At 66.3% G+C, this 22,893-nt stretch carries 28 protein-coding genes; 20 read left to right on the forward strand and 8 right to left on the reverse strand.

Translation table 11 applies throughout. The annotated features are described in order from the left end of the window. Positions 1-71: 71 nt before the first annotated feature. Positions 72-704, reverse strand: a complete 633-nt coding sequence (locus tag FAZ69_RS11165) for a lytic transglycosylase domain-containing protein (protein ID WP_136894287.1) — start codon at positions 702-704, stop codon at positions 72-74. A 354-nt stretch (positions 705-1,058) separates the two neighbouring features. Here FAZ69_RS11165 and FAZ69_RS33230 point away from each other — a divergent pair, with 354 nt between their 5' ends. Together FAZ69_RS33230 and FAZ69_RS11170 are read left to right on the forward strand one after the other, a co-directional pair. After that, a complete protein-coding gene (locus tag FAZ69_RS33230; RefSeq protein WP_169708607.1) occupies positions 1,059-1,199 on the forward strand; it encodes a hypothetical protein in 141 nt (46 codons plus the stop codon). 58 nt (positions 1,200-1,257) lie between these two features. Beyond that, positions 1,258-2,043 (forward strand): response regulator, encoded by a 786-nt coding sequence (locus tag FAZ69_RS11170; protein ID WP_240702187.1) that lies wholly within the window; start codon positions 1,258-1,260, stop codon positions 2,041-2,043. A gap of 15 nt (positions 2,044-2,058) precedes the next feature. On the opposite strand, the gene FAZ69_RS11175 is transcribed toward FAZ69_RS11170, so the two are convergent. Further along, positions 2,059-3,192, reverse strand: a complete 1,134-nt coding sequence (locus FAZ69_RS11175) for a sensor histidine kinase (protein WP_136894289.1) — start codon at positions 3,190-3,192, stop codon at positions 2,059-2,061. Between the two features lie 261 nt (positions 3,193-3,453). Here FAZ69_RS11175 and FAZ69_RS11180 point away from each other — a divergent pair, with 261 nt between their 5' ends. From FAZ69_RS11180 to FAZ69_RS11240, 13 genes are all read left to right on the forward strand, one after another. Continuing rightward, on the forward strand, positions 3,454-4,134 hold the full coding sequence (locus FAZ69_RS11180; protein ID WP_136894291.1) for an SCO family protein: 681 nt from the start codon (positions 3,454-3,456) through the stop codon (positions 4,132-4,134). Positions 4,135-4,164: 30 nt separating this feature from the next. Next, on the forward strand, positions 4,165-4,839 hold the full coding sequence (locus tag FAZ69_RS11185; protein ID WP_136894293.1) for a response regulator: 675 nt from the start codon (positions 4,165-4,167) through the stop codon (positions 4,837-4,839). Positions 4,840-5,022: 183 nt separating this feature from the next. Continuing rightward, a complete protein-coding gene (gene gspG / locus FAZ69_RS11190; protein WP_136894944.1) occupies positions 5,023-5,472 on the forward strand; it encodes a type II secretion system major pseudopilin GspG in 450 nt (149 codons plus the stop codon). 55 nt (positions 5,473-5,527) lie between these two features. Next, the gene (locus FAZ69_RS11195; RefSeq protein ID WP_136894294.1) at positions 5,528-6,730 is read left to right on the forward strand and encodes a type II secretion system F family protein; all 1,203 of its coding nucleotides are present in this window, start codon (positions 5,528-5,530) and stop codon (positions 6,728-6,730) included. Between the two features lie 18 nt (positions 6,731-6,748). Continuing rightward, positions 6,749-8,470, forward strand: a complete 1,722-nt coding sequence (locus FAZ69_RS11200) for a GspE/PulE family protein (RefSeq protein WP_136894296.1) — start codon at positions 6,749-6,751, stop codon at positions 8,468-8,470. Further along, positions 8,451-9,341 (forward strand): hypothetical protein, encoded by an 891-nt coding sequence (locus FAZ69_RS11205; protein WP_136894298.1) that lies wholly within the window; start codon positions 8,451-8,453, stop codon positions 9,339-9,341. The genes FAZ69_RS11200 and FAZ69_RS11205 overlap by 20 nt, the downstream gene beginning before the upstream one ends. Beyond that, entirely contained in the window at positions 9,338-9,868 is a 531-nt protein-coding gene (locus FAZ69_RS11210) for a hypothetical protein (protein WP_136894300.1), read from the forward strand. The genes FAZ69_RS11205 and FAZ69_RS11210 overlap by 4 nt, the downstream gene beginning before the upstream one ends. After that, positions 9,865-10,431 carry a hypothetical protein gene (locus tag FAZ69_RS11215; RefSeq protein ID WP_136894302.1) on the forward strand — a complete coding sequence of 189 codons (567 nt, stop codon included), beginning with the start codon at positions 9,865-9,867 and terminating at the stop codon, positions 10,429-10,431. Before FAZ69_RS11210 ends, FAZ69_RS11215 begins: the two co-directional genes overlap by 4 nt. Beyond that, positions 10,428-11,030 (forward strand): hypothetical protein, encoded by a 603-nt coding sequence (locus tag FAZ69_RS11220; protein WP_136894304.1) that lies wholly within the window; start codon positions 10,428-10,430, stop codon positions 11,028-11,030. The genes FAZ69_RS11215 and FAZ69_RS11220 overlap by 4 nt, the downstream gene beginning before the upstream one ends. After that, complete coding sequence (locus tag FAZ69_RS11225) at positions 11,031-13,328, forward strand: type IV pilus secretin PilQ (protein ID WP_136894306.1); 2,298 nt, start codon at positions 11,031-11,033, stop codon at positions 13,326-13,328. It abuts the gene before it with no gap. Between the two features lie 15 nt (positions 13,329-13,343). Then, positions 13,344-13,874 carry a type II secretion system protein gene (locus tag FAZ69_RS11230; protein WP_136894308.1) on the forward strand — a complete coding sequence of 177 codons (531 nt, stop codon included), beginning with the start codon at positions 13,344-13,346 and terminating at the stop codon, positions 13,872-13,874. 9 nt (positions 13,875-13,883) lie between these two features. Next, complete coding sequence (locus FAZ69_RS11235; protein ID WP_136894310.1) at positions 13,884-14,273, forward strand: type IV pilin protein; 390 nt, start codon at positions 13,884-13,886, stop codon at positions 14,271-14,273. Continuing rightward, on the forward strand, positions 14,270-14,902 hold the full coding sequence (locus FAZ69_RS11240; protein ID WP_240702188.1) for a type II secretion system GspH family protein: 633 nt from the start codon (positions 14,270-14,272) through the stop codon (positions 14,900-14,902). The genes FAZ69_RS11235 and FAZ69_RS11240 overlap by 4 nt, the downstream gene beginning before the upstream one ends. A gap of 44 nt (positions 14,903-14,946) precedes the next feature. Here the strand turns inward: FAZ69_RS11240 and FAZ69_RS11245 are convergent, their stop codons facing one another. Then, positions 14,947-15,471: a hypothetical protein gene (locus FAZ69_RS11245; RefSeq protein ID WP_136894311.1), complete on the reverse strand. Its 525-nt coding sequence runs from the start codon at positions 15,469-15,471 to the stop codon at positions 14,947-14,949. Between the two features lie 152 nt (positions 15,472-15,623). On the opposite strand from FAZ69_RS11245, the gene FAZ69_RS11250 reads away from it, so the two are divergent. After that, positions 15,624-16,886 carry an EAL and HDOD domain-containing protein gene (locus FAZ69_RS11250; RefSeq protein WP_136894312.1) on the forward strand — a complete coding sequence of 421 codons (1,263 nt, stop codon included), beginning with the start codon at positions 15,624-15,626 and terminating at the stop codon, positions 16,884-16,886. A 38-nt stretch (positions 16,887-16,924) separates the two neighbouring features. On the opposite strand, the gene FAZ69_RS11255 is transcribed toward FAZ69_RS11250, so the two are convergent. The 3 genes from FAZ69_RS11255 to FAZ69_RS11265 form a co-directional block, all read right to left on the reverse strand. Next, complete coding sequence (locus FAZ69_RS11255) at positions 16,925-18,202, reverse strand: RNA polymerase sigma factor (RefSeq protein WP_136894948.1); 1,278 nt, start codon at positions 18,200-18,202, stop codon at positions 16,925-16,927. A 16-nt stretch (positions 18,203-18,218) separates the two neighbouring features. After that, positions 18,219-18,638, reverse strand: a complete 420-nt coding sequence (locus FAZ69_RS11260; RefSeq protein ID WP_136894314.1) for a YciI family protein — start codon at positions 18,636-18,638, stop codon at positions 18,219-18,221. 153 nt (positions 18,639-18,791) lie between these two features. Further along, on the reverse strand, positions 18,792-19,145 hold the full coding sequence (locus FAZ69_RS11265; RefSeq protein WP_136894316.1) for a YciI family protein: 354 nt from the start codon (positions 19,143-19,145) through the stop codon (positions 18,792-18,794). 274 nt (positions 19,146-19,419) lie between these two features. On the opposite strand from FAZ69_RS11265, the gene FAZ69_RS33235 reads away from it, so the two are divergent. From FAZ69_RS33235 to FAZ69_RS11280, 4 genes are read left to right on the forward strand one after another with little or no spacing between them, the layout of a single operon-like run. Then, entirely contained in the window at positions 19,420-19,596 is a 177-nt protein-coding gene (locus FAZ69_RS33235) for a hypothetical protein (protein ID WP_169708609.1), read from the forward strand. Positions 19,597-19,611: 15 nt separating this feature from the next. After that, positions 19,612-19,809: a DUF6726 family protein gene (locus FAZ69_RS11270; protein ID WP_136894319.1), complete on the forward strand. Its 198-nt coding sequence runs from the start codon at positions 19,612-19,614 to the stop codon at positions 19,807-19,809. Positions 19,810-19,813: 4 nt separating this feature from the next. Beyond that, positions 19,814-20,548 carry a hypothetical protein gene (locus FAZ69_RS11275; RefSeq protein WP_136894320.1) on the forward strand — a complete coding sequence of 245 codons (735 nt, stop codon included), beginning with the start codon at positions 19,814-19,816 and terminating at the stop codon, positions 20,546-20,548. A gap of 52 nt (positions 20,549-20,600) precedes the next feature. Beyond that, entirely contained in the window at positions 20,601-21,278 is a 678-nt protein-coding gene (locus FAZ69_RS11280) for a flagellar basal body L-ring protein FlgH (RefSeq protein ID WP_136894323.1), read from the forward strand. A 90-nt stretch (positions 21,279-21,368) separates the two neighbouring features. On the opposite strand, the gene FAZ69_RS11285 is transcribed toward FAZ69_RS11280, so the two are convergent. Both FAZ69_RS11285 and FAZ69_RS11290 read right to left on the reverse strand, forming a co-directional pair. Further along, a complete protein-coding gene (locus FAZ69_RS11285) occupies positions 21,369-22,148 on the reverse strand; it encodes a response regulator (RefSeq protein WP_136894325.1) in 780 nt (259 codons plus the stop codon). Between the two features lie 102 nt (positions 22,149-22,250). After that, complete coding sequence (locus tag FAZ69_RS11290; protein ID WP_240702189.1) at positions 22,251-22,868, reverse strand: hypothetical protein; 618 nt, start codon at positions 22,866-22,868, stop codon at positions 22,251-22,253. Positions 22,869-22,893 lie beyond the last annotated feature (25 nt).

A 22,893-nucleotide genomic window follows, 5' to 3' on the forward strand; every position in this document is an offset into this window, starting at 1 on the left:
TCGTGACGCGCGGCAACGCTTTCGTGCGCGGCGTCCGCCGCGTCGCGACGCGTGGTGGACAGGGTGAATCGTCAACTCGCAGCGAGGAGCTGCTTGTAACGCGCCAGGACGCGCGGGACGTACTGGCGCGTCTGCGGAAACGACGGAATGCGATAGCCGGCGCGAATCACGGCGTTTTCACCGGCGTTATACGCGGCAAGCGTCAGCTCGACGTTCTCCTTGAACAGGTCGAGAAGGAATCGCAGATACTGCGCGCCGGCCAGCACGTTGTCGCGTGGATTGAGCATGTCTCCGCGCGAAAAGCGCCGCGCGGTGTCAGGCATCAACTGCATGAGTCCGAGCGCGCCTTTGTCCGACACCGCCTTCGGGTTGTATCCCGATTCGACGTCGATCACCGCGCGAAGGAGTTCAGGCCGAACGCGAAACGCGCGGCTCGCTTCGTCGATCACGTCCGCGAACGAGGACAGCATGGTGTCGCCGGCCGCCGTCGAAGCGGTGCGCTTCGTGCCGGCCCCGGCGGGCGCATCGCCTGCGACGATCACTTTCAAGCCGGCCTTGCCGGGCTCGTTCGTCAGGACGATTACGCCATTGCTCGCAACTGTGCCGAATATTTGCGCGCTCGCGACGCACGGCCACGCCGAGCCAAGCCCCACGCATGCGGCAACGATTGCGTTTCCCAATCGGGATGAAGGGCGTTGGTGCATCTTCCAGGTCTCCTGCACCTGGATTGTTGTCGATGAGAAATCGGATCGGCAATGGGGCACCCCCCTACACTTTGACGCGCGAAACGTCCGCTTCGACGTGGTGTCCAAAAACGTTACATTCGTTGCGGGCCGTAATGGGCTGTAAACGATATGGATTCGCGATGCGCGCGACGCGTCGTTGGTTTCTTCTAATTATGGCGTCGCCGCAGCCAAATCATTTCCATCCCTCCTGAAAGAAGGGAAGTATTCCCGCTATCCGTAGTCGCACTGACGCACCGGGGAAGGCCACCCCGATTCAATTCTGAAACATTCCGGACGGACCCGGTCGATTCCGGGCGGTCGTGCCGAGCCCACATGCTGGACGCTGTTGGCTTTCGGGGCAGTGGCGCGAACCTTGCAGAAGCGAACCGCATAGCAGTCGGTTGTCTGGAAATTGAATTTATTAATCTGGACTGGGAAAACACCCAGCGAGAGTTTCCGGAACTGCGGAAATGACGTATCCACACGGAACGCATCGCCGCGACCGGGGGGTTGGCAACCGGGAGTGGAAGTCGTGAATACCAAATATCGCGTTGTAATTGCGGAGGACCATGATCTGCTCAGAAATGGTCTGCGGTCGATGCTGTGCGCGCAAGGGGATTACGAGGTCGTCGGCGAAGCGAAGGATGGCAAGGAGGCGTGTCACCATGCGATGACGCTCACCCCCGATCTGATGCTGATGGATCTGTCGATGCGCGGCATGAACGGCATCGATGCGAGCGCAACGATCAAGCGGCGATCGCCGAACGTGCGGATCGTTGCGCTCACGGTTCATCAAAGCGAGGAGTATGTGCGGGAAGCGCTGCGTGCGGGCGTCGACGGCTACGTGCTCAAGGACGTCTCGTTCGACGAGCTCCTGCTCGCGATGCGAACGGTCATGCAGGGGAAGAAGCATCTGAGCGCAGACGTGTACGGGTACATGGTCGACTCGTTCGTGACCGGCCGCGAAATGCCTGCGCCGAGGAAGGCCTGGGACATCCTGACGGCTCGCGAGCGCAGCGTGTTGAAGCTGATTGCCGAAGGGCGCACCAACAGGCAGGTGGGTCAATACCTGAATCTGAGCCCGAAGACGATCGAGAAATATCGTGCGAGCATGATGCACAAGCTCCATATCGCGAACCTGACGGAGCTGGTGCTCGTCGCGATGAACATGGGCCTGTTGACCACGCTCGCGGCGAAATGCGCGGAGCCGAATGCGGACGCCGTGCCCACGCACTCGGTCAACAACGGCGATCAGGCGGTAACCGCCGGCGTGCGTGCGCAATTGCACGAATATCCGCTCGGCGAGGCGAAGGGCTGAGAGCGGTCGCGCGCGTCAGAGCGACCAGGTTGCCGAGACGAGCGTGCCCGCCGTGGCCGACGACTGGATCGAAAACGTGCCGCCATGCGACTCGACGCGGTGCTGCATGCCGATCAGGCCGAGCCCGGTCGTGTGCGCGTCTTCCGTCGTGAGCGGGCGGTTCTCGTAGCCGATGCCGTTGTCCTGGATCGTCAGCAGCAGGCCGTCCGCGCCGTGTCGCAAGCCGAGCCGGATTTCGGTGGCCTGCGCATGCTTGACGACGTTGTTGAACGCCTCCTGCGCGACCCTGAACATGTCCGCCTTCAGATGCTCCGGCACGTCGTCGTCGTCGACGTCGCAATTGAACTCGACCGACAGCGTATCCATGTCGCGCTCGATGCGCCGGCACAGCGAAGCCAATGCCGCGGGCAGGCCGAGCTTGTCGAGCATCGGCGGCCGCAGTTCACCGCATATCTGCCGCACGTCGCCGATCGTTTCGCGGATTCGGAAAACGGTTGCATCGAGCAGATTCGCCGCTTCGTCGATCTCGCCGCGACGAATGCGCATGAGTGCGTCCTCGTTCATCAGCTTGATGAGCGTCAATGCCTGGCCGAGACCATCGTGCAGTTCCGCGGCAAGCCGATGACGCTCCTTCTGCTGACCCATCATCAGGTAGGTCTGGCACGTGCGCTCGCTCGCGTCGAGCGCCTCGGCCGCGTCGCGCGGTCCGGGCTCGAAGACCAGCGGTTCTTCGAACAGCGTCAGCAATAGGCTGACGCCCGTTTGCCTGGCGGGAAGCGATTGCTGATGCAGCACGAGCTGCGCGGGATGCCCCGTCCGCCCGCTGAGCATCGCGCTGAACGAATGAAGCTGACTGGCGGCGCTTCTGGACAATTCGTCTGCCAACTCTGCGTGAGCGTCGTCGGGCGCCATGTCGGTGAGATGCTTGCCGACGAGATCGGCGCTCGAATATCCCAACAGCGCCGCGGCACTGCGATTCGCCGATACGAAGGTTCCGTCGAGTGTGAGGACGGCAAGTGCTGCTCCGCGCGCATCGGTGACGATGCCGGCGCCGCGATCGCTCGGATGGACCGCGCCGCGCAGCTTGCGCATCGCATCGATCAGATCGATCAGCCTTATCTGCGGCCCTCCTGGCTGGCGTTCAATCATGGGAGCCCCCGATGCGTGGTCTTCAGGAAACCGTAAGGTCGCTGCCATTTTAGGCCGCGATCAACGCACGCCGCAACCGGGGGAGTGCGGGGTCGTAGTGTGGGGACTTCCCCGCAGCACACTGCGGGTATCCCATCGAGCGGACATACCCTACCGGCCTTTGGGGGGCGTCATCCGATGACGCTCGCGGACAAATTCAAGACACTGCAAGTGCGAGGCGCAGAGACCGTCGCGGCTTCGCTTGTCGCCAGGGAGACCGATATGAAAGGGATTGCCAAATCGACGATGGGTGCATTCGTGCTCGCGGGAGCCGCGCTGGCGACGACTGCCGTGTGGTGCGCGCCTGTCGAAAGCGCCACCGAGAGCGCTACCGGGAACGCCACGGAGAACGCCACCGAGAACGCCACCAAAGACGCCGACATGCACATGCATCACCATGTCATGCCGGGCACGACGCACTCGATGGTCGAGTACACGCTGCCGCCGGTCGAACTCGTGCGGGACGACGGCAAGACGGTGTCGCTGGTCAGTGAGGTGGACGACGGCCGGCCGGTGATCCTGACATTCATCTACACCACCTGCACGACCATCTGCCCGATGATCAGCCAGACGCTCGAGCGGCTGCAAAGCGAGCTGGGCCCGGACCGCGACAAGGTGCACATCGTGTCGATCTCGATCGATCCGGAAGAGGACACGCCCGCACGGCTCAAAGCCTACGCGGCGAAGTTCGAACCCGGTCCCGAGTGGCAGCACTACACCGGCACGGTCGAGGCGAGCATCGCAGCGCAGCGCGCGTTCAATGCCTATCGCGGCGACAAGATGAATCACACGCCGGTGACGTTCCTGCGTGCCGCGCCCGGCAAGCCGTGGATGCGCATCGACGGCTTCGCGACGCCGTCGGAGCTGCTCGCCGCTTATCACGACGTCGTCGTTTCCAACTAGACGCAAGACCTCCGGCAAGGAGCGGCGAAATTGGACAAGAAGTATCGCGTACTGATCGTCGAGGACCAGCATCTGTTGCGCATGGGCCTTTGCCGCATGGTTTCCGAGCTGGACGACTACTGCATCGCCGGAGAGGCGAGCGGTGGGATCGATGCCTGCCGCCTCGCCGCACAGACGCTGCCCGACCTGGTCCTGATGGATCTGTCGATGCCGGGCGGCAGCGGCTTCGAGGCGATCACAGCAATCAAGCGCGGTGCGCCGCATACGCGGATCATCGTCCTCACCGTTCACCGCAGCGAAGACCACGTGAGGGAGTCGTTCGCCTCCGGTGCGGACGGATACGTGGTCAAGGACTCGTCGTTCGCCGACCTGGTCCGCGAGATGCGTTTCGTGATGCAGGGCAAGTGCGTGGTCGGTCTCGACGCGTACCGGGCCCGCGCGGGCCTGCGCGGGCTGCGCGAGGAGAGCGCGCACAAGGCGCGGCTATGGAATGCGCTGACGAGCCGCGAACGTACGGTGCTGCGTCTCGTCGTCGAAGGGCACACGAGCCGGCAGGTCGGCGAGTGCCTGAAGCTCAGCCCGAAAACGATTGAAAAGCATCGCGCGAACCTGATGCGCAAGCTCGGCATCAACAATCTGACCGGCCTCGTGCACTTCGCGATCGACATCGGCGTGCTCGCGCTGAGCGACAACGACCGTGTGTGAAAACCCTCCATAAACGGACCGCGCAACTGGGGGGGCTTTACCCATGTCAATGGACGGCGCTCCCTACTTCCGGCTCGTATCGACCTGAACAAGAATGCATTCAAGGGCTTCAGCGGCGCTGAAGCGGTAGGTCGACAGAAGGAGGGGGCCGTGCGCGACGAATCGTCCTCGATCCAGCCCGGCATGCCGGGACATCCGCGGTGTTGTGCCGGGCTCGTTTCCCGCGCGCGCGCAAGCCGCGGCTTCACGTTGCTCGAGCTGCTCGTCGTGATGGTCATCATCGGGCTGCTGGCGGGTCTCGTCGCGCCTCGGTATTTCGATCAGGTCGGCAAGTCGAACGTGAAGATCGCGCGTGCGCAGATCGTGTCGCTCGGCCAGGCGCTCGATCAATACCGGCTCGATGTCGGTGCCTATCCGACGAGCGAAGAAGGTCTGGATGCACTCGTGAACAAGCCGCAGAACGAGCCGCACTGGAGCGGCCCCTACCTGCAGAAGGCGGTTCCCGTGGATCCGTGGGACCGTCCGTATCAGTATCGCTCGCCGGGCGAGCACGGCGACTACGACCTCTATACCCTCGGCAAGGACGGTCGCGGCGGCGGCACCGGCGAGAACGTGACGATCTCGTCGTGGTAGGGACGTGTGGCGCGGCGGCCGCGCCTGGGGTGAGTGGTCTGCAAGGAGAGTCGACGTGAAGTTCATGCTGCGTGTCTTCGATACGAATGGCTCGGTCCAGACGCTTTGCATCGACAGCGATTCGTCGGCGACTGCGGCAGCGCTCGCGCGCTCGCGCGGCCTTCGCGTCGTGTCGGTGACCGCGGACGCCCGGCGGCAGCGGCGCGGCGCGAGCCGGATCGGGATGCCGGGCGCGCGGTTCAACGTCGAGCTTTTCGCGCGCGAGCTCGCGGCGCTGCTCGATGCGGGCGTGGGCGTCGTCGACGCGCTGCGCACGCTCGGCGGCAACGAGCGGCGCGAAGCCTCCGCGCAGGTGTATCGCGATCTGCTGCGGCAACTGGAAGAGGGGCAGTCGCTGTCCGCGGCGCTCGAGCACGCGAGCCACATCTTTCCGCCGGTGCTGGTGGCGTGCGTGAAAGCGAGCGAGCAGACCGGCGGTCTCGCCGATAGCCTGACCCGCTACTCGCGCAATAGCGCGACGCTCCACGAGCTGCGCGGGCGCGTGGTGTCGGCGGCGATCTATCCGACGGTCCTGCTGTTCGTCGGCGCGGCCGTCGTGCTGTTCCTGCTCGGTTTCGTCGTGCCGAGGTTCGCGACGCTCCTCGAACACAGCGGACGCGAACTGCCGCTGATGTCGCGAATGCTGATGGCGTGGGGCGGCATGGTGCACGCGCACGGCGGCGAGCTGTGCATCGGCCTCGCGGTGCTGGCCGTGTCGACCGGCATCGCGTTGCGCCGTCCGGCGCTGCGGATCTGGATCGCCGATCGCCTGCTGGCATTGCCCGGCATCGGACAACACTTCCGCGTGTTCCGCCAGTCGCAGTTCTATCGCACGGCCGCGATGCTGGTCGATGGCGGCATTCCGGCCGTTCGCGCATTCGATCTCGCACGCGGCCTGGTCGGCGGCGCGGACCGCATCGCGCTCGCGAGCGCGCTGCAGCAGGTGCGCAACGGCGCGCGGATCTCCGATGCGTTCCAGCAGGCCGGACTTGCGAATGCGATTGCATATCGCTTGCTGACGGTCGCCGAGAAGACCGGCGGTCTGGGGCCCGTGCTCGATCGGATCGCCGCGTTCCAGGAAGCACAGGTGTCGCGCACGATCGACCTGATCTCGCGGCTGATCGAGCCCGCGATGATGATCGTGATCGGCGTGGTGATCGGCGGAATCGTCGTGCTGATGTACATGCCGATCTTCGAAATCGCGTCGAGCATTCAGTAAACCGTCTTGGGGAAGCGCGTGGATACCGTCACCACAACACCGGAAAACCTCCCCGACGCGCGCGCCGAACTTCGCGACGTCCTGCGCGCGCTCGGCGAGCGGCACGGTTCCGGCATTCGCGCGCTCGAGGAGCTGATGGCGCAGACGTCGCTCGGTGCGGACGAGATGCGCTCGCAGCTCGCCGCGCAATTCCGGATGAAGCCGATCGGGATGCGCGAGCTGAACCGGCTCGAACCGGATTTCGACGTGGTGTCGTTCGTCGAGGCCACGACGCGCCTGTGCGTGTGTTTTCGCGATCCCGACGGCGGCAACGCGCTGCTGTTCGCGATCGCCGATCCACTCGATGCACGCACGCGCGGCTGGGTCGAGCATCGGATGCGTTCGCGGCCCACGGTGCCGTACGGCTGGGCGCTTGCGAGCGCAGGGGACCTCAACGCCTACCTGACCGTGCGCGAGAAGGACGTCCGCGCGATGGACTCGCTCGCGTTCGACGATCCGATCCAGAGCACGGCCGATCCTGCGTCGCTCGCGCTGACGCTGCAGGGCATCAGCAGTGACGACAGTCCGGTGGTGCGGCTGCTCAATTCGACGATCTACGATGCGCTCAAGATGCTCGCGAGCGACATCCATCTCGAATGCCGGGCGAACGGGTTGATGATCAAGTGCCGTGTCGACGGCGTGCTCGCCGTGGTGGGCCGCGTCGAAGGGCGTGACGTCGCGGACCAGGTGCTGTCGCGCGTGAAGGTGATCTCCGAGCTCGATATCGCGGAGCGCCGCGTGCCGCAGGACGGGCGCTTCAAGGCGCTTTACGCGGGGCGCGAGATCGATTTCCGCGTGTCGATCATGCCGAACCAGTTCGGCGAGGACGCGGTGCTGCGGATTCTCGACCGCTATCAGCTTTCTCAGGCCGCGGGCGGCCTGACGCTCGAGGCGCTGGGATTCCAGCCGGGCGATACGCGCTTCATGCGCTCGATCGCGTCGATGCCGTACGGGATGCTGCTCGTGACGGGTCCGACCGGCAGCGGCAAGACCACGACGCTTTACGCGATTCTCACCGAAATCAACAACGGCCTGGAGAAGATCGTGACGATCGAGGATCCGGTCGAGTATCAACTGGGCGAAATCCTGCAGATTCCGGTCAACGAAGCGAAGGGCCTGACGTTTGCGCGCGGACTGCGGTCGATTCTGCGGCACGACCCGGACAAGATCATGGTCGGCGAGATCCGCGATCCGGAAACCGCACAGATCGCCGTACAGGCCGCGCTGACCGGTCACCAGGTGTTCACGACCGTCCACGCGAACAACGTGTTCGACGTGATCGGCCGCTTCACGAACATGGAGGTCGATCCCTACAGCTTCGTTTCCGCGCTCAACGGCGTGGTCGCGCAACGGCTGCTGCGTCAGTGCTGCACGGATTGCCTGATCGAGGACAAGGTCGACGCGGATGCGCTCGTCCGCTCGGGCATCGACCCGGACACGGCCGGCAGCTATCTGTTTCGCCGCGGCGCCGGCTGTGCGACGTGCCGCGGCAGCGGATATCGCGGACGGCGTGCGATCGCGGAGGCGTTGCGCATGAACGACGAGCTGAGGCAGCTGCTGTCGGAGCGCGCGCCGCTCGGGCACATCAAGGAGGCGGCGATGCGCTATGGGATGAAGACGCTGCGCTCGGCGGCGATCGAGCTGGTCCGGCGCGGCGAGACGACACTCGAGGAGATCAATCGTGTCACGATGGTCGAATAGCCCGGTTGCGATCGGAGTCGGTGCGAGCGAGATCGTCGTCGGGATCCGCGCGCCCGCGCTGTGGCGTCCGCGCAAGCACTTGCCCGCCGCCGATCCGGTCAGCGTCGCCATTCCCGCTGAGCAGTTCGGCACCGAGCCGGGCGTGCTCGATGCGCTGCGCGCCGCGCTTGCCGCCACGCCCGGCGCCGATGCCGCCGAAGCGCAAGAGAGGGGGAGGACGCCGTCGAAGCGCAGCGCGCACATCGTGCTCGGCGATTTCTGGTGCAACCACGCGATATTGCGCGGCGACTTCCGCACGCTGCGCATGCGCGAACTCGAAGAGATCGCGCTTGCCCATTTCTCGGACATGTACGGGATCGCCGGCGAATCGCTGGCCGTGCGCTATTGCGTGCAGCATGGCGGCCGCGCGCTCTTTGCGAGCGCGATGTCGCGCACGCTGTGTCAAGGCATGCATGACGTGAGCGCATCCGGCGATGTCCGCATCCGCAGCTTGAGACTGTGTCTTCCGGAGATGCTGAATCGCATTGCGCCGGAGACCGACGGCGATGCGCTGCTGCTGTTCGTCGCCGACGAGTTGATGCAGGCGGTCATGATCGAGGGCAGCGGCTGGGCTGCTTACGACGCGCAGCGCCTCTTTCCCGGCGATGCAGGCGACGCGTCGCGGCTTGCCGAATTCGCCGAGCATCTGTTCGAACGTTCGGCGACGCGCTCGGGCGTCAAGCGCGAGGACTGCAAGATCTATCTGTACGGGATCGACACCGACCCCGCGCCGTTCGAAGCGCGTTTCGCGGCCGCGATACGTCCGGTAGGGCCGGCGCAGCCGGCGATCGACGGTTCGCCCGCGCATCGGTTGATGGAGTATGCGCAATGATGCAGATCCCCGATATCGACTTCTGCCGGCGCCGTGTTCGCACCGAGACGAGCGGCATGATCCTGCTGTGCGCCGCCGCGCTGCTGCTGATCGCATGCGGCGGGCGGCTGTGGCATGCATACGCGGAGAACGATCGCGCGCAGGCGCAAGCGGAGGCCGTCCAGCATCGGACGCTCGCGCAGCGGCACGCCGTGAAGCCGCCGCCGACCCCGGCCGCCAGGCTCGCGGAAAAGCAGAGCCAGTCGATCCTGCGCGAACTGACCGTGCCGTGGCAGGACCTCTTTTCGATCGTCGAGGACTATCCGGACCATGACGTCGCGCTGATCGGCATCGACCAGAACCCGGCACAGGGCCAGATTCGCATCACGGCCGAAGCGAAGAATCTCGACGAGATGATCGCGTACCTGAAGTATTTGCAGTCGAGCGTGCTGCTGCGCGAAGCGGTGCTCAACGCTCACCTCGTCGAGAACAACGTGCCGGGAAAACCGGTGCGTTTCCTGATCACGGCCGTCTGGAGGAAGTCATGAAAGCGGATCGGCTACGGGACCTGCTGCTCACGCTGAGATTCGAGTTGCAGCGCTCGTTCGGTCTGCCGGGACTCGTCGGCATGCTGATGATCGGCGCGGCGGCAATCATGGTTGCCACGATCTCCAGCGTGGAATCCGATACCCGCGCGATGCAGGATCCCGCGGGGCTCTTGCGGGCGATGCGCAGCCACCGTCCGGTCGACGAGCGCAGCGCGGCGGCGGACGCGGTGGCGCTCGAGGCGTTGCCCGACCTGTTCCCGCGCTTCTCGCAAAGCGCCGACGACATCGCGTCGATCTTCGCGCGGGCGCGCGACAGCAATCTGACGCTCGGGTCGGCCGAGTACGCGGTGACGACCGAATCGGGCGCGCGCTTCGCGCGCTATCAGGTGATGCTGCCCGTCAAGGATCAGTACGGCGCAATCCGGCATTTTCTCGCGTCGGTGCTCAACAGCGTGCCGAACGCGGCGCTGCAGGAGATCCACGTCGAGCGTCCCGCAGTGGGCAGCAACATCCTCGACGCGCGCGTGCGATTCGAGCTCATCTATCGGAGCGCCCAGCCATGAATGCCGCCGCCATCAAACTTGCTCCGCTCAGGCGCGTCGCGCTGGCGTTGTGTTGCATCGTCGTCGCCGGTGTCGGGTATCGCATGCTGATTGCGGCGACACGGGAGCCGGCGCCGGTCGCGGCGTTCGACGGCCTGCATCGCGACAGCGCGCGTGCGAAGCCGGCCGCCGCGCATCGCGCGCTGCCGTCGCAGGCGGTCGCGCACGCTGCGCCTGCGTCGGCCAGCACGGCAGCAGCGGCGACGCCGCGCGCGAGGCTCGCAGCGTTGCGCGCGCCGGTGTCCGTCGAAGCGGCGAACGATCCGTTCACCGCGTCGTCATGGCTGCCGCCGCCGCCCGTCGAGCCGCCGCCGCCCGAAAAGCGTGCGGCTCCGCCAGCGGCGCCTCCGGTGCCTTTCGCCTACGTCGGCGAACTGGACGCCAAGGCGGAGAAGCCGCAGGTGTTTCTCAGCAACGGCGATCAGTTGCTGATCGTTTCGCCGGGCGACGTGATCGATAGCCAATATCGTGTCGAGTCCGTTTCGGAGTCGGACGTGGTGCTCACCTATCTGCCGCTGAACCAGATGCAGGTGGTATCCATTCCAAGGGAAGGAAAGTAGATGAAAACCTCACGCACACGGGGTGCGCGCCGCAACGGGGATAGCGGCCCATCGACACGCCTCTCGCCTGTCATCCCGTTCGATCCCTGCCGCCCGCCGGCAAGCCGGATCACGACGAAACGCGCGCTGGCGATCGCCGCGGCGGTGCTCGCGTGCGGCGGCTGCGCGCACGTGCCGAACCTTCACGACGATCCGACCAATGCGCAGGTGAAGATCGACGCGATGCACGACCGCGACGCCCAAGTCAACCAGCTCCTCGATAGCGCCGACAAGCTTCGTCAGGACAACCAGTTCGACGACGCGGCCCGATCCGTCTACATGGCGACCGAGCTCGATCCGGCCAGCGAGCGCGCACGCAGGATCGGCGCGATGATCGAGCAGGACCGCAAGCATCTGGCGATCCTGCAGGAAGCCGATCGAATGATGAAGCGCGGCTCGTATGCGCAGGCGGCCGATCGCGTGCACCGCGTGCTGGTCGAGGACCCGGCCAATGCGATGGCGTTGCGGATGCAGAAGGAGCTCGACGAAAAGCGCCGCCTGCAGCACACGGAACGGGACGACAAGCTCGCCGCCTCGTCGATCATGCGCACGCCGGTGTCGCTGCAGTTCCGCGACGCGAACGTGCGGATGGTGTTCGAAGCGCTGTCGCGCACGTCGGGACTGAACGTCATTTTCGACCGGGACGTGCGCGCCGACCTGAAGACGACGATCTTCGTGCAGAATGCGTCGCTGCAGGACACGGTCGACATGATCCTGATGCAGAACCAGCTCGACAAGAAGCAGATGAACGCGAACACGCTGTTCATCTACCCGGCGACCCCCGCGAAGGAGCTCGAATACCAGGAGCTCAAGGTGCGCACGTTCCAGTTGTCGAACGTCGACGCGAAGCAGGTCCAGTCGCTGCTGAAGAGCCTGCTGAAAGTGAAGGAAGTCGTGATCGACGAGCGCGCGAACACCGTGACCATCCGCGGCACGCCGGACACCATCAAGGTTGCCGAAGAAATGATCGCCGCGCAGGACCTGCCGGAGCCGGAAGTGATGCTCGAAGTCCAGGTGCTGGAGGTGTCGCACGAGCGGATGACGCAGCTCGGCATCGACTGGCCCAACTCGTTCACGGTGTCGACGCCGAGCACGGCCGATACGTGGGGCGCGCTGCACCATTTGCCGGTCAATGCGCTGAATGTCAGCAACCTGTCCGCGACCGCGGACTTCAAGCTCACGGATACCGATGCGAACCTGCTCGCGAGCCCGCGCATCCGCACCCGCAACAAGGAGAAGGCGCGCATCATGATCGGCGACAAGGTGCCGGTGATTTCGAGCTCGAGCACGCCGAGCACGAGCGGCCCGTCGTTCACGCAGATGATCCAGTACCTCGACGTCGGCATCAAGCTCGAGGTGGAGCCGCAGGTCTATCGCGACGGCGACGTCGGCATCAAGCTGAATCTCGAGGTCAGCAACATCACCAATACGATCTCGAGCAGCAATTCGCAGGGCCTGAGCTCGCTCGCCTATCAGATCGGCACGCGCAGCGCGTCGACGAACCTGCGCCTGCGAGACGGCGAAACACAGATCCTCGGCGGGCTGATCTCGGACCAGGACCGCCAGAACGCGAACAAGGTGCCGGGCCTCGGACAGTTGCCGCTGCTCGGCCGCCTGTTCTCGGATCACGGAGGCGACCACACGAAGACCGAGATCGTGCTGCAGATCACGCCGCACATCGTTCGTCCGCAGATCGCGGCGGATGCGGATACGCAGGAAGTGTGGTCAGGCACCGACGTCAACGTGCACGCCGACCAGCTGCGGCTCGATCCGGTGGCGCTGAACGCGGAAGCTCCCGGAGCACCGGCCGAGGCCGCGACGCCCAAGGTGAAACCGGTTCCCGGCCTCGTGGGCGGCGGCACGACGGGCGGCGGCGCGTCGCCAGCATTGGGCGCGGCGGCGAGCCGCGCGCAGCCGTCGCCGGAGAACGGCGCGTTCGGGCAGATGCCCGCCGCGCCTCGCACGACGCCGCCGCCTGAACCGTACGGCGGGCGTTTCTCGAGACAGCAGCCGGCGCTGCCCGCACCCGCAGAGGGGGCGGCGCCGGCCCAGGGTGCGGCGCCCGCGGGCGGCGCGCCGCAGGCGGCGGAACAGACAGGCAACGAAGCGCAGCCGGGCCTGGGCGCCACCGCGCCGCCGCAGCCGGCCGCGCCGGCCGAGGCGCCGGCTGCGGCCGCACCGCCGCCCGCTACGCTCCAGATGCCCGCGGGCGACATCCCGAGCGAAAACCCGCTGCACTCGATTCAGAACGGGTACTGAAACGTGGCTGCCAGGATGAACACGATGCGTATCGGCGGCACAGGCCGGCTCGGTCAGCGTGGTTTCACGCTGATCGAGATGGTGATCACGCTTGCGCTCGTGGGCATACTCGCGCTCGCGATCATGCCGTTTTCCGAACTGATCGTGCAGCGTCAGAAGGAGCAGGAGCTGAGCGCCGCGTTGCGCGAGATCCGCATCGCGCTCGACGCGTACAAGGACGCGAGCGATGCGGGGCAGATCGAAAAGGAGGCGGAGGCGTCCGGCTATCCGCCGTCGCTGACCGTGCTCGTGACGGGCGTGAAGAACGCCAGGGATCCCAAGGGCGGCCTGTTGATGTTCCTGCGCCGCGTGCCGCGCGATCCGTTCTTCGCGGGCGACCCGGATACGCCTGCCGAGGAGACCTGGAACGCGCGGGCGTACGGCACGCCGCCGGAACAGGCGGCCGGCGGGTCGTCCTGGAGCGGGGACGTCGGCAAGGACGTGTTCGACGTGTCGTCGAAATCCGATCGCGTCGGCATCAATGGCATTCCGTACAAACAATGGTGACGGTGCATCATGAAAACCGCTCGCATGCGCAGGTTTCGCGGATTCACGCTGATCGAACTCGTGGTCGTGATGGCCATCATCGGCCTGCTTTTGTCGCTGGCGGTGCCGCGTTACATGCACAGCATCGAACGCGGGAAGGAGCAGGTCCGGCAGCAGAACGTCGCGGTGATGCGCAACGCGATCGATCAATATTACGGCGACAACGGTCAGTATCCCGAGACGCTCGACGAACTGGTCGCGAAGCATTACTTGCGCGCGGTCCCGCTCGATCCGGTGAACGGCGACGACAAATGGGCGGTGATCGCCTCGCCTGACGAGAGCAAGCCGGGCGTCTACGACGTGGCGCCGGCGAGCAGTCCGCAGGGTGCGCCGCCGAACCGGGCGGGAGCGGCCAGATGAGCCATCCCGATTGCGCGGCGTGCGGCGTCGTGCACGCGAACGCGCGCGCGATGCGGCGCCGCTCGCGTGCGAAGCGCCAGAGCGGGCTCGTCCTGCTGGCGCTGTTGATCGCGCTGATGCTGATGTCGATCGCGCTGGCCGGCGCGCTGGACGTCTGGTCGCTGCAACGGCGGCGCGAGGAGGAAAAGCAACTGCTGTTCGCCGGCGACCAGTACCGGCGGGCGATCGTGCGGTACTACGGCCTGGCTCGCGCCTATCCGGAATCCGTCGACGATCTGCTGGACGACACCCGCTTTCCCAAGCCGATGCATCATTTGCGTCGCGTGTATCCGGATCCGCTTACCGGACAAAACGATTGGATCTCCCTTTGGCTGGGCGATCGTTTTTATGGCGTCTACAGCAGTTCGGATCAGGCCACCGTCAAGCGCGCGGGATTTCCGCGGCAATACGCGGATTTCGAGGGAGAGGAGACATACGGGAAGTGGAAGTTCATTTACCTGGCGCCTGGCCTGAGCGTTCCGGCCAGCGATGCGGCGCCGGCCGCGCTCGATAAGCCGGCCAGCGCTCCGAACCTGTCCGGGTTCGCGGGCGGGTATCTCCCGGGGCAACTGTCGTCCGGCTTGCGTTGACGTGTTATTGCTTGCGGCGCTTTGAATGAGACGCTCAGCGCACCTCAAGCAAGGATCGAAATCAGCCCCCCCACCGTCAACACCGCCCCCAGCCATTTCCCCGCGCTATAAAACCCATCCGAGTCATGCGCCTGCTGATTCGGATGTTCGAGCCCGAGCGTGCCGTAGACGAACGACTTGATGGGCGACGCCGAGTCGCCGGTATTGCTGGCGTCGGCGTTGCCGCTCGCGCTGTCGGGCCTGTCCCCGCCGTTGGAATCGGCGCTGGTGTTCGTGCTCGTATTGGCGTTGGAGCCCGGATCGCTGCCGGCGCCGGTGTTCGCGCCGCCGGACTGGGCCGTGGCCGCCGCGCCCGCCACCGCATCGGCCGACGCCGCCGCCACCCCCTTCGGCGACAAGCTCACGCGCGTGCTCTCGGTCGGTGCTGGCGTATCGGCGGGCTGCTGCTGCGCGATCCGAACGCCGGTGCCGCGATCCGCCGCCGCCGGCTGGGCGGCGTTGCCCTTCGCGCCCCCGGCGGTGTGATCCAGCGCAGGGTAGTATGCAGTGCTCGCGTTGTTGATCTGCATGCCGGCTCCTTTCGGTTTCGTGACGTCGAGTGACAATTTTCATCGGCCAGGTAGTCGAGCATATAACGCCGTAAGGCTCAGCAAGGACTTTTTGCTCAAGGGATCGTGCACCTTATCCGTAATCGTGTCAGGACATTCTCACCCCGAGCACCATGAACGACCCCGCAGCGTTGTCTTTGATCGCCCTGACCTCCTATCTCGGCCGTCAGCCCATCCTGAATCGACAAGGATCGCTTGTCGCCTACGAGCTGCTGTTCCGCTCGCTCTCGGAGAAGGAGGTGCGCGACGTCGATCCGACGCGCGCAACCGCCGACGTCGTGATCGGCGCGCTCTGCGAGCAGGGCGTCGATCGCGCGCTTGGCGGCCACGTCGGGTTCGTCAATGCCGGGCGCGACTGGCTGATGAGCGACATGCTCAATGTCCTGCCGCCCAGGCAGTTCGTGATCGAGATCCTCGAGACGGTCGAGTTCGACGAGCGTCTGGCCGAGCGCGTCGGCGCGCTGAAGGAGGCCGGCTATCGCTTTGCGGTCGACGACGTCGGCGAAGACACGCAATGGCGCGGCGGCGTTTTCGAGGACGCGGACTTCATCAAGGTCGACGTGCAGCTCTGGGAGCCGAACGCGCTCGTGCGTTTCGTGACGGCGATGCACTGCGCGGGCAAGCGCGTCGTCGCGGAGAAGGTCGAGACGCCCGCGCAGTACTTCACGACTTTCCAGGCGGGCTGCGACTACTTCCAGGGCTTCTATTTCGCGCATCCGCAGGTGCTCGCCACGCGCAAGATTCCGCCGCAGCGGCAAAGTCTCGTGAAGCTGATGATGATGCTGAACATGGAGCCGTCGCTCGCGGACCTCGAAGAGGAGGTCAAGCGCAATCCGACGCTCACGATGCACTTGCTGCGCTTCGTGAACTCGGCGTCGCTCGGGAGGACGACCCCCATCGCTTCGGTGCGCGAGGCGATCGCCATCGTCGGCATGTCGTGGCTCAACCGCTGGGCGCTGCTCACGCTCTATGCGGACGGCGGCACGACCTCGCGTGCGTCGAACGCGCTCGTGCAACTGGTCGGCACGCGGGCGCGCTTCATGGAGCTCGCGGCCAAGCGCATGCGTCCGGGCGACGACGATTTCTCGGACGCGGCGTTCATGACGGGCATGTTCTCGCTGCTGCACTTCGTGCTCGAGCGCAGCGTGGCCGATCTCGCCGACGAGCTGCACGTCGCGCAGCCGGTGGCCGAGGCGCTGCAGGGAGGCCCGGGCGAGCTGCAGGCATTGCTGCGTTGCGCGCAGGCGATCGAGACGCCCGAGGACGAAGCCGAGCTCGCGCATGCCTGCGGCGAGCTGGCGCCGCTCAATCCGGCATTGGTGCGGCTGCTCTTTGCCGCCGCCGGGAACTGGATGGCGGAGTACGCGGCGTTCTAGGGCCTGTTATTAGTGTGAACAGGCCCTGGGCGCCGCGGCTACTTACTCGCCGCCTGCCGCGCCCGCGCGAGCAGCAGCTCGCGCTCTCTCGTATTGCGCGTCATCGCGGCGGCGCGCTCGAACTCGGCTCGGGCCTCGCCGGTCCGTCCGAGCTTCGCGAGCAGGTCGCCGCGCACGCTCGGCAGCCAGTGATAGTTCGCGAGCGTCGGCTCGGCGGTGAGCGCATCGACGACTTCGAGCCCTGCCTCGGGACCGAACGCCATGCCGAGCGCGACGGCCCGGTTCAGCTCGACGACGGGCGACGGGCTGATCTGCGCGAGCGCGTCGTAGAGCGCGACGATCTGCACCCAATCGGTTTCCTCGGCGCTGCGGGCGCGCGCGTGGCAGGCCGCGAGCGCCGCTTGCAATGCGTATGGCCCGAGCGCTCCGCCGAGCGTGCGCGCGCGTTCGAGCGCGGCGAGCCCGCGGCGGATCAGCAGCCAGTCCCAGCGCGAGCGGTCCTGGTCGGCGAGCAGCACGGGCTGGCCGTTGGCGTCGACGCGCGCATGCGTGCGCGACGCCTGGATCTCCATCAGCGCAACGAGGCCATGCACTTCGCTCTCGCCGGGCGTGAGCCCGGCGAGGATGCGGCCGACGCGCAGCGCCTCGTCGCAGAGCGCGGGGCGCATCCAGTCGTCGCCGGCGGTGGCCGCGTAGCCTTCGTTGAAGACCAGGTAGATCACCTCGAGCACCGACGCGAGCCGCGCCGCACGCGCGTCTTTCTGCGGCACCTCGAACGGCACGCCCGCCGCGCGCAGCGTGCGCTTCGCGCGCACGATCCGCTGCGCGATGGTCGGCTCGGGCACCAGGAACGCGCGTGCGATCTCGTCCGTCGTCAGGCCGCCGATGAGGCGCAGCGTGAGCGCCACGCGCGCATCGGTCGAAAGCACCGGGTGGCAGGCGGTGAAGATGAGCCGCAGCAGGTCGTCACCGATGTCGTCGGCGCGCGCCGCGTCGAGCGAGTCGACGAAGTCGGGCACGATGTGCGTCTCGAGCGCGTCGAGCTCGCGGCCGAGCTCTTCATGCTTGCGCGCATGCAGCGCGTCGAGCCGCAGCTTGTCGAGCGCGCGGTTCTTGGCCGTCGACATCAGCCAGGCGCCCGGGTTGTCCGGCACGCCTTCTTGCGGCCAATGCTCGAGCGCGGCGACGAACGCGTCCTGCGCGATCTCTTCGGCGAGGCCCACGTCGCGCACCACGCGCGCCACGTGCGCGATCACGCGCGACGATTCGATCCGCCAGACCGCTTCGATCGCTTTTTGCGTCGACGCCAGCGTCACGGTGAACTCCGGTGCGTCATGCGTCGCGGCGCGACGCTTCGAGATCGCGGAAGCGCTCGACCGCATCGTTCGGCTCGAAGTCTTCGAGCTCGAAGAGCTGCCGCACCTCGATCTCGCCATCGGCCATCTCGCCGAACGGCGCCGGGAAGCGCCGCGTCCATTCCAGCGCTTCTTCGCGCGAGCGCACCTGGATCAGCGTATAGCCGGCGATCAGCTCCTTCGTTTCGGTGAACGGGCCGTCGACGACGGTGCGCTTGCCGCCCGAATAGCGGATGCGCCAGCCCTTCGAGCTCGGCTGCAGGCCCGTGGCGTCGAGCAGCACGCCGGCCTTGGCCAGTTCCTCGTGATAGGCCGCCATCGCGGCGATCAGCGATTCTTCCGGCATCGCGCCGGATTCGCTCGTCGGCGTGGCCTTCACCATGATCATGAATCGCATTGCAGTTCTCCTTTGAATAAAAGCGGGTGAGAAGGGCGGGATCGCGCTTCTGCCTGTACGACGAACCATGCGCGCGCGGATCGACATTTGCGCATGCGAGTCAGGGTAAACCCCTGTGTCGTGCGCAGCCCGCGCGGGCCTCGCCCCATCCCTTCATTCGTAGCAAGGCGCGACCTTGCGGACTTCGATGGTGCACCACTTCGCGGCCGGGCATTCCGCCGCGATCGCGATGGCTTCGTCGAGGCTCTTGCAGTCGAGCAGGAAAAAGCCGCCGACCATCTCCTTGGCCTCGGCGAACGGCCCATCGACGAGCCGGGGCTCGCCGCCGCGCACCTGCACGCGCACGGCTTTGTCGGTCGACGCGAGCGATTCGACCGCGCGCAGCACGCCGCGCGCCTTGAGGCTTTCCGCGAAACGCACCATCGCGTCGTAGGCGGCGCGCCCGTCTTCGAGAGGGCGTTGGGCGCGCTGGTCTGCGGGCTCGACGATCAGCAGCAAGTAGGACATGACGTCTCCGGTCGGGTGGGCGGCGGCACCTTACGCCAGGCGCCGGCGGAACCGTCTCAGGATAGTGCACGAGCGCGGCCTCTGCCATCGGCCTGCGCCGCGTGCCGTTCGCGGCGCGCATCGCGCGGTTTCCGCCGCTTGCGGAAAGACTTCGTGCATTCCGGTAACACCTCGTAAGAGCTGTCGAAAAGCGCTCGTTTCTTGCGCCATCGTGCGCGTGCGCGCGGCGGGATCATTCATTCTGTCCCAACCGCAATCCCAAGCGAGAGCTCCGATGAACATCAACGGCAACATCAGCCCGGCTACCGAAGCGACCACCACGCACAACTGGCCCAAGCCGCCGGGGCAGCGCAACAGCACCGACACGCTTCCCGCGCTGCCCGCAACGACGCCGGCACAGCCCGCCGCGCCGGGCGGCCTGATCGGCAACAACATCAACACGACCGCGTAAGCGCCGGGAGCCGTAGTGCGCAATTCCAAACTCATCAGGCGCTCCTTGCGCGCGGCCGCGTGGCTCGCGCTCGGCGTCACGCTTTCGCAACTCGCTGGCTGCGGGTTGCTCGCTTTTCCGTGCCGGCTGACCTCGGCGGTGGTGGATATCGTGCCCGGCGTCGGTCATGCCGCGGCGACACCGTTCGACGCCTGCGCCAAGGCAATCGATTAAGACAATGAAGATCACTCCGTCCGCTTGTGCATTGGCCGTCGCTTGCGTCGTCTTCACAAGCGTTGCGACGGATCTGCGCGCCGATCCCGCGCCGGCGGCGCATCGCGCGCGGCACGCCGTGAAGGCGAAGGCTTCGGGCGCCGGCGCGGCGGCCAAGCCCGCGGCCGCCGACGAGCCCTTCAGCTTCCGCGGCATCGTGCTCGGCGAGACGCTCGACGCGTTCCGCTCCCTCGAGGCCGCGCGCGCGATTCCCGCCGGCAGCGTCGCGATCTGCGAGACGGACACGGTGGCCGCCGCCCTCGGCATGCGTTTCAAGACCGCCGACAGCCTGACGATCGCGTGCCGCTGGGGGCACCAGGAGCACGACGCCTGGCAGGCGTCGCAGGCGGTGGTCGACGGCGTGCCTGCGATCGATCACGTGCTGCGCTTCGCGAGCCCGGACGGGCAGGGTCCGCTGCGGCTCTACGAGATGTCGTTCGTGATCGACGAGGCGACGGGCAGCGATCTTCTGAACGCGCTGGACAAGAAATACGGCAAGGCGCGCCTCGACGCCGGCATGGAGCGAACCGCGAGCAGCGCGACGCCGGTCTATGTCTGGGAGAACGCGGTGAGCTCGATCACGCTGTGCTTCCTGCCGGGCACGCGCAGCGCCACGCTGACCTATCTGCTCAAGCACGCCGACGCGCAGGTGAGGTCGGTCGAGCGGCAATGGCAGACGAGCTCCGCCGATACCGGCTGACGCGCGCTGCTCTCTCCCATCCCCGTCTATCGCTTTTGGCGCGAGGGAAAACATGATCACTTCACGCGCGGCCGTCAGGGCCGCACTGGCTGCCGCAACGGCAAGCCTCGCCGCGTGCTCCAGCCCGCAGCAGTCGATCGTCGAAACGCCGATGTATCCGCCGCTGCAAAGCGCGCCGCTCAACGTCAACACGGAGGGCTCGATCTACCAGACGAGCACCGCGCTGCTGATGTACGAGACGCCGCGCGCGCAGCATATCGGCGACGTGCTCACGATCCAGCTCTCGGAGAGCTACACGGACAGCGACGTGACCGATGCCGCCGCGAACCGATCGAGCGACATCACCGCCGATGCCGCGGACAAGTCGACGAAAGCGGCCTCGTCGCTCGCGAAGCTCTTCAACATCGGCTCGGCGTCGACGGAATTCAAGGGCCACGGCAACATCTCGAACACGAGCGGCATGACCGGCGAGCTGGCCGTCACGGTGATCGGCACGCTGCCGTCGGGCAACCTGCTGGTCTCGGGCGAGAAGGTGATCGCGACGCGCGGGCAGCACGAGCGGATGCGGCTGTCGGGCGTCGTCAATCCCAAGGACATCGGCATCAACAACTACGTCCCTTCGAGCAAGGTCGCGAATGCGCGCATCGAGCAGGCGGGCGTCGGCATGCTGAACGATGCGACGACGTTGGGCTGGCTGCAGCATATGTTTCTCAGCGTGCTGACGTACTAGGGCCTGTTATTAGTGTGAACAGGCCCCAACCAGTGCGAGGGAGGCCGGGCAGCGAGGCGAGCGGCGCATGCCGCGCCGCCTTATTTCTTTTCAGTGCGCCTGCGCCGTTTGCACTGTCTGCACCGTCTGCACAGATTGCTCTTGCATGAACCGCTCGGCCGCGCCGAGCTCGCCGTGCGGCACGAAGATATAGCCTTGGCCCCACACGGTCTGCACGTAGCGCGGCTCGGAAGGGTCGTTCTCCAGGAGCCGCCGCAGACGCCAGATCGACACGTCGAGGCTGCGGTCGCGATAGCTGACGCCGTGCCCGCGCAGCTTCTCGTTGAGCTGCGCGCGCGTCAAGACCGTCATCGCGTTCTTGACGAAGATCTTGAGCGTGGCGAATTCGCCCGAGCGCAGCGTGATGCGCTCGCCGTCGCGGCTCAGCTCGCGCGACGAGAAATTCACCTCGAAGCGCCCGAAGCGGTACGGCGGCAGGTTCTCCGGCGCGCCCGGCACGATCGCGCCGTGGCGGCGCAGCACGTTGCGGATGCGCGCGAGCAGCTCGCGCGGATCGAACGGCTTGGCGACGTAGTCGTCCGCGCCGAGCTCGAGGCCGACCACGCGGTCGATCACGTCGGCGCGCGCGGTCAGCAGGATCACGGGGATGTCGTCGCCCGCCACGCGCAATTCCTTGAGCGCGGTGATGCCATCCTTCTCCGGCATCATGATGTCGAGTATGACGAGCGTGGGACGCTCGATCTGCAGACGGCGCTTCAAGCCCTTGCCGCTGTGCAGGACGGACACGGCATAGCCCTGCGACTGCAGGAACTCGCGCACCAGATCGCGCACTACGGGGTCGTCTTCTACGATCAGGATATGGTGTGTCATGCCATCAATTCTAAAAGTCGTAAATTTGATCCGTATTGCCGGAGTCTTGCGGTTTCTTTCCGCGCACCGGCACGGCCGCCGCGAATGCGCGTGCTGCCAGCCTCAATTGCTCGTCGAGCTCTTCGCGAACAGGCTCAAATCGTGCGACGGTTGTTCGGCCACCATCCGGTCGATCAGCCCGCGCAGCTTCGTCGACGAGCTCGAGAAGCGGTCGCTGTTCAGGCCTTGCGTCTCGTAGCGCGCGGACACGGCGATCCGGCCGTTCTGAATCAGCGTCAGATCGATCTCCGAGAGGTAGGCCGTGGACGCGTCGCTGAATGACGGGCGGCCGTAGTCGATCGCCGCGCTGTAGACGAGCCGCGCCTCGCAGCCGGGCGGCGAGGCGCCCGGGTTGTAGACGTCCGAGCGCACGCCGCGGCGGGAGAGTGCGAGCTGCAGCGACGGCACGAAGTCGCCGACCGACACGTTCTGGTTCCATTCGATGCAGACATGGCGCAGCGCCACCGGATCGCCGTTGACGAACGTCGGCGACGAGTAGTGCGACGAGACGGCGAACCCCGCCTGGACCACGGAGCCTGCGGCGTCGACGGCGGTGATCAGCGTCCATGCGCAGCCGTTGAGCGCGAGCGCCGCGGCGGCGGCGCAGGCGAGCCGCAGGCCGCACGCGAGCGGACGCTGCGTGCGCTTCGTGCGCGGAGCCGAGCCGCGAAGCAATCTCATGCGCGTTGGCGTTCGCATGCGAGGG

This window comes from Trinickia terrae (assembly GCF_005144415.1).
In the GTDB taxonomy this organism is placed as follows: domain Bacteria; phylum Pseudomonadota; class Gammaproteobacteria; order Burkholderiales; family Burkholderiaceae; genus Trinickia_A; species Trinickia_A terrae.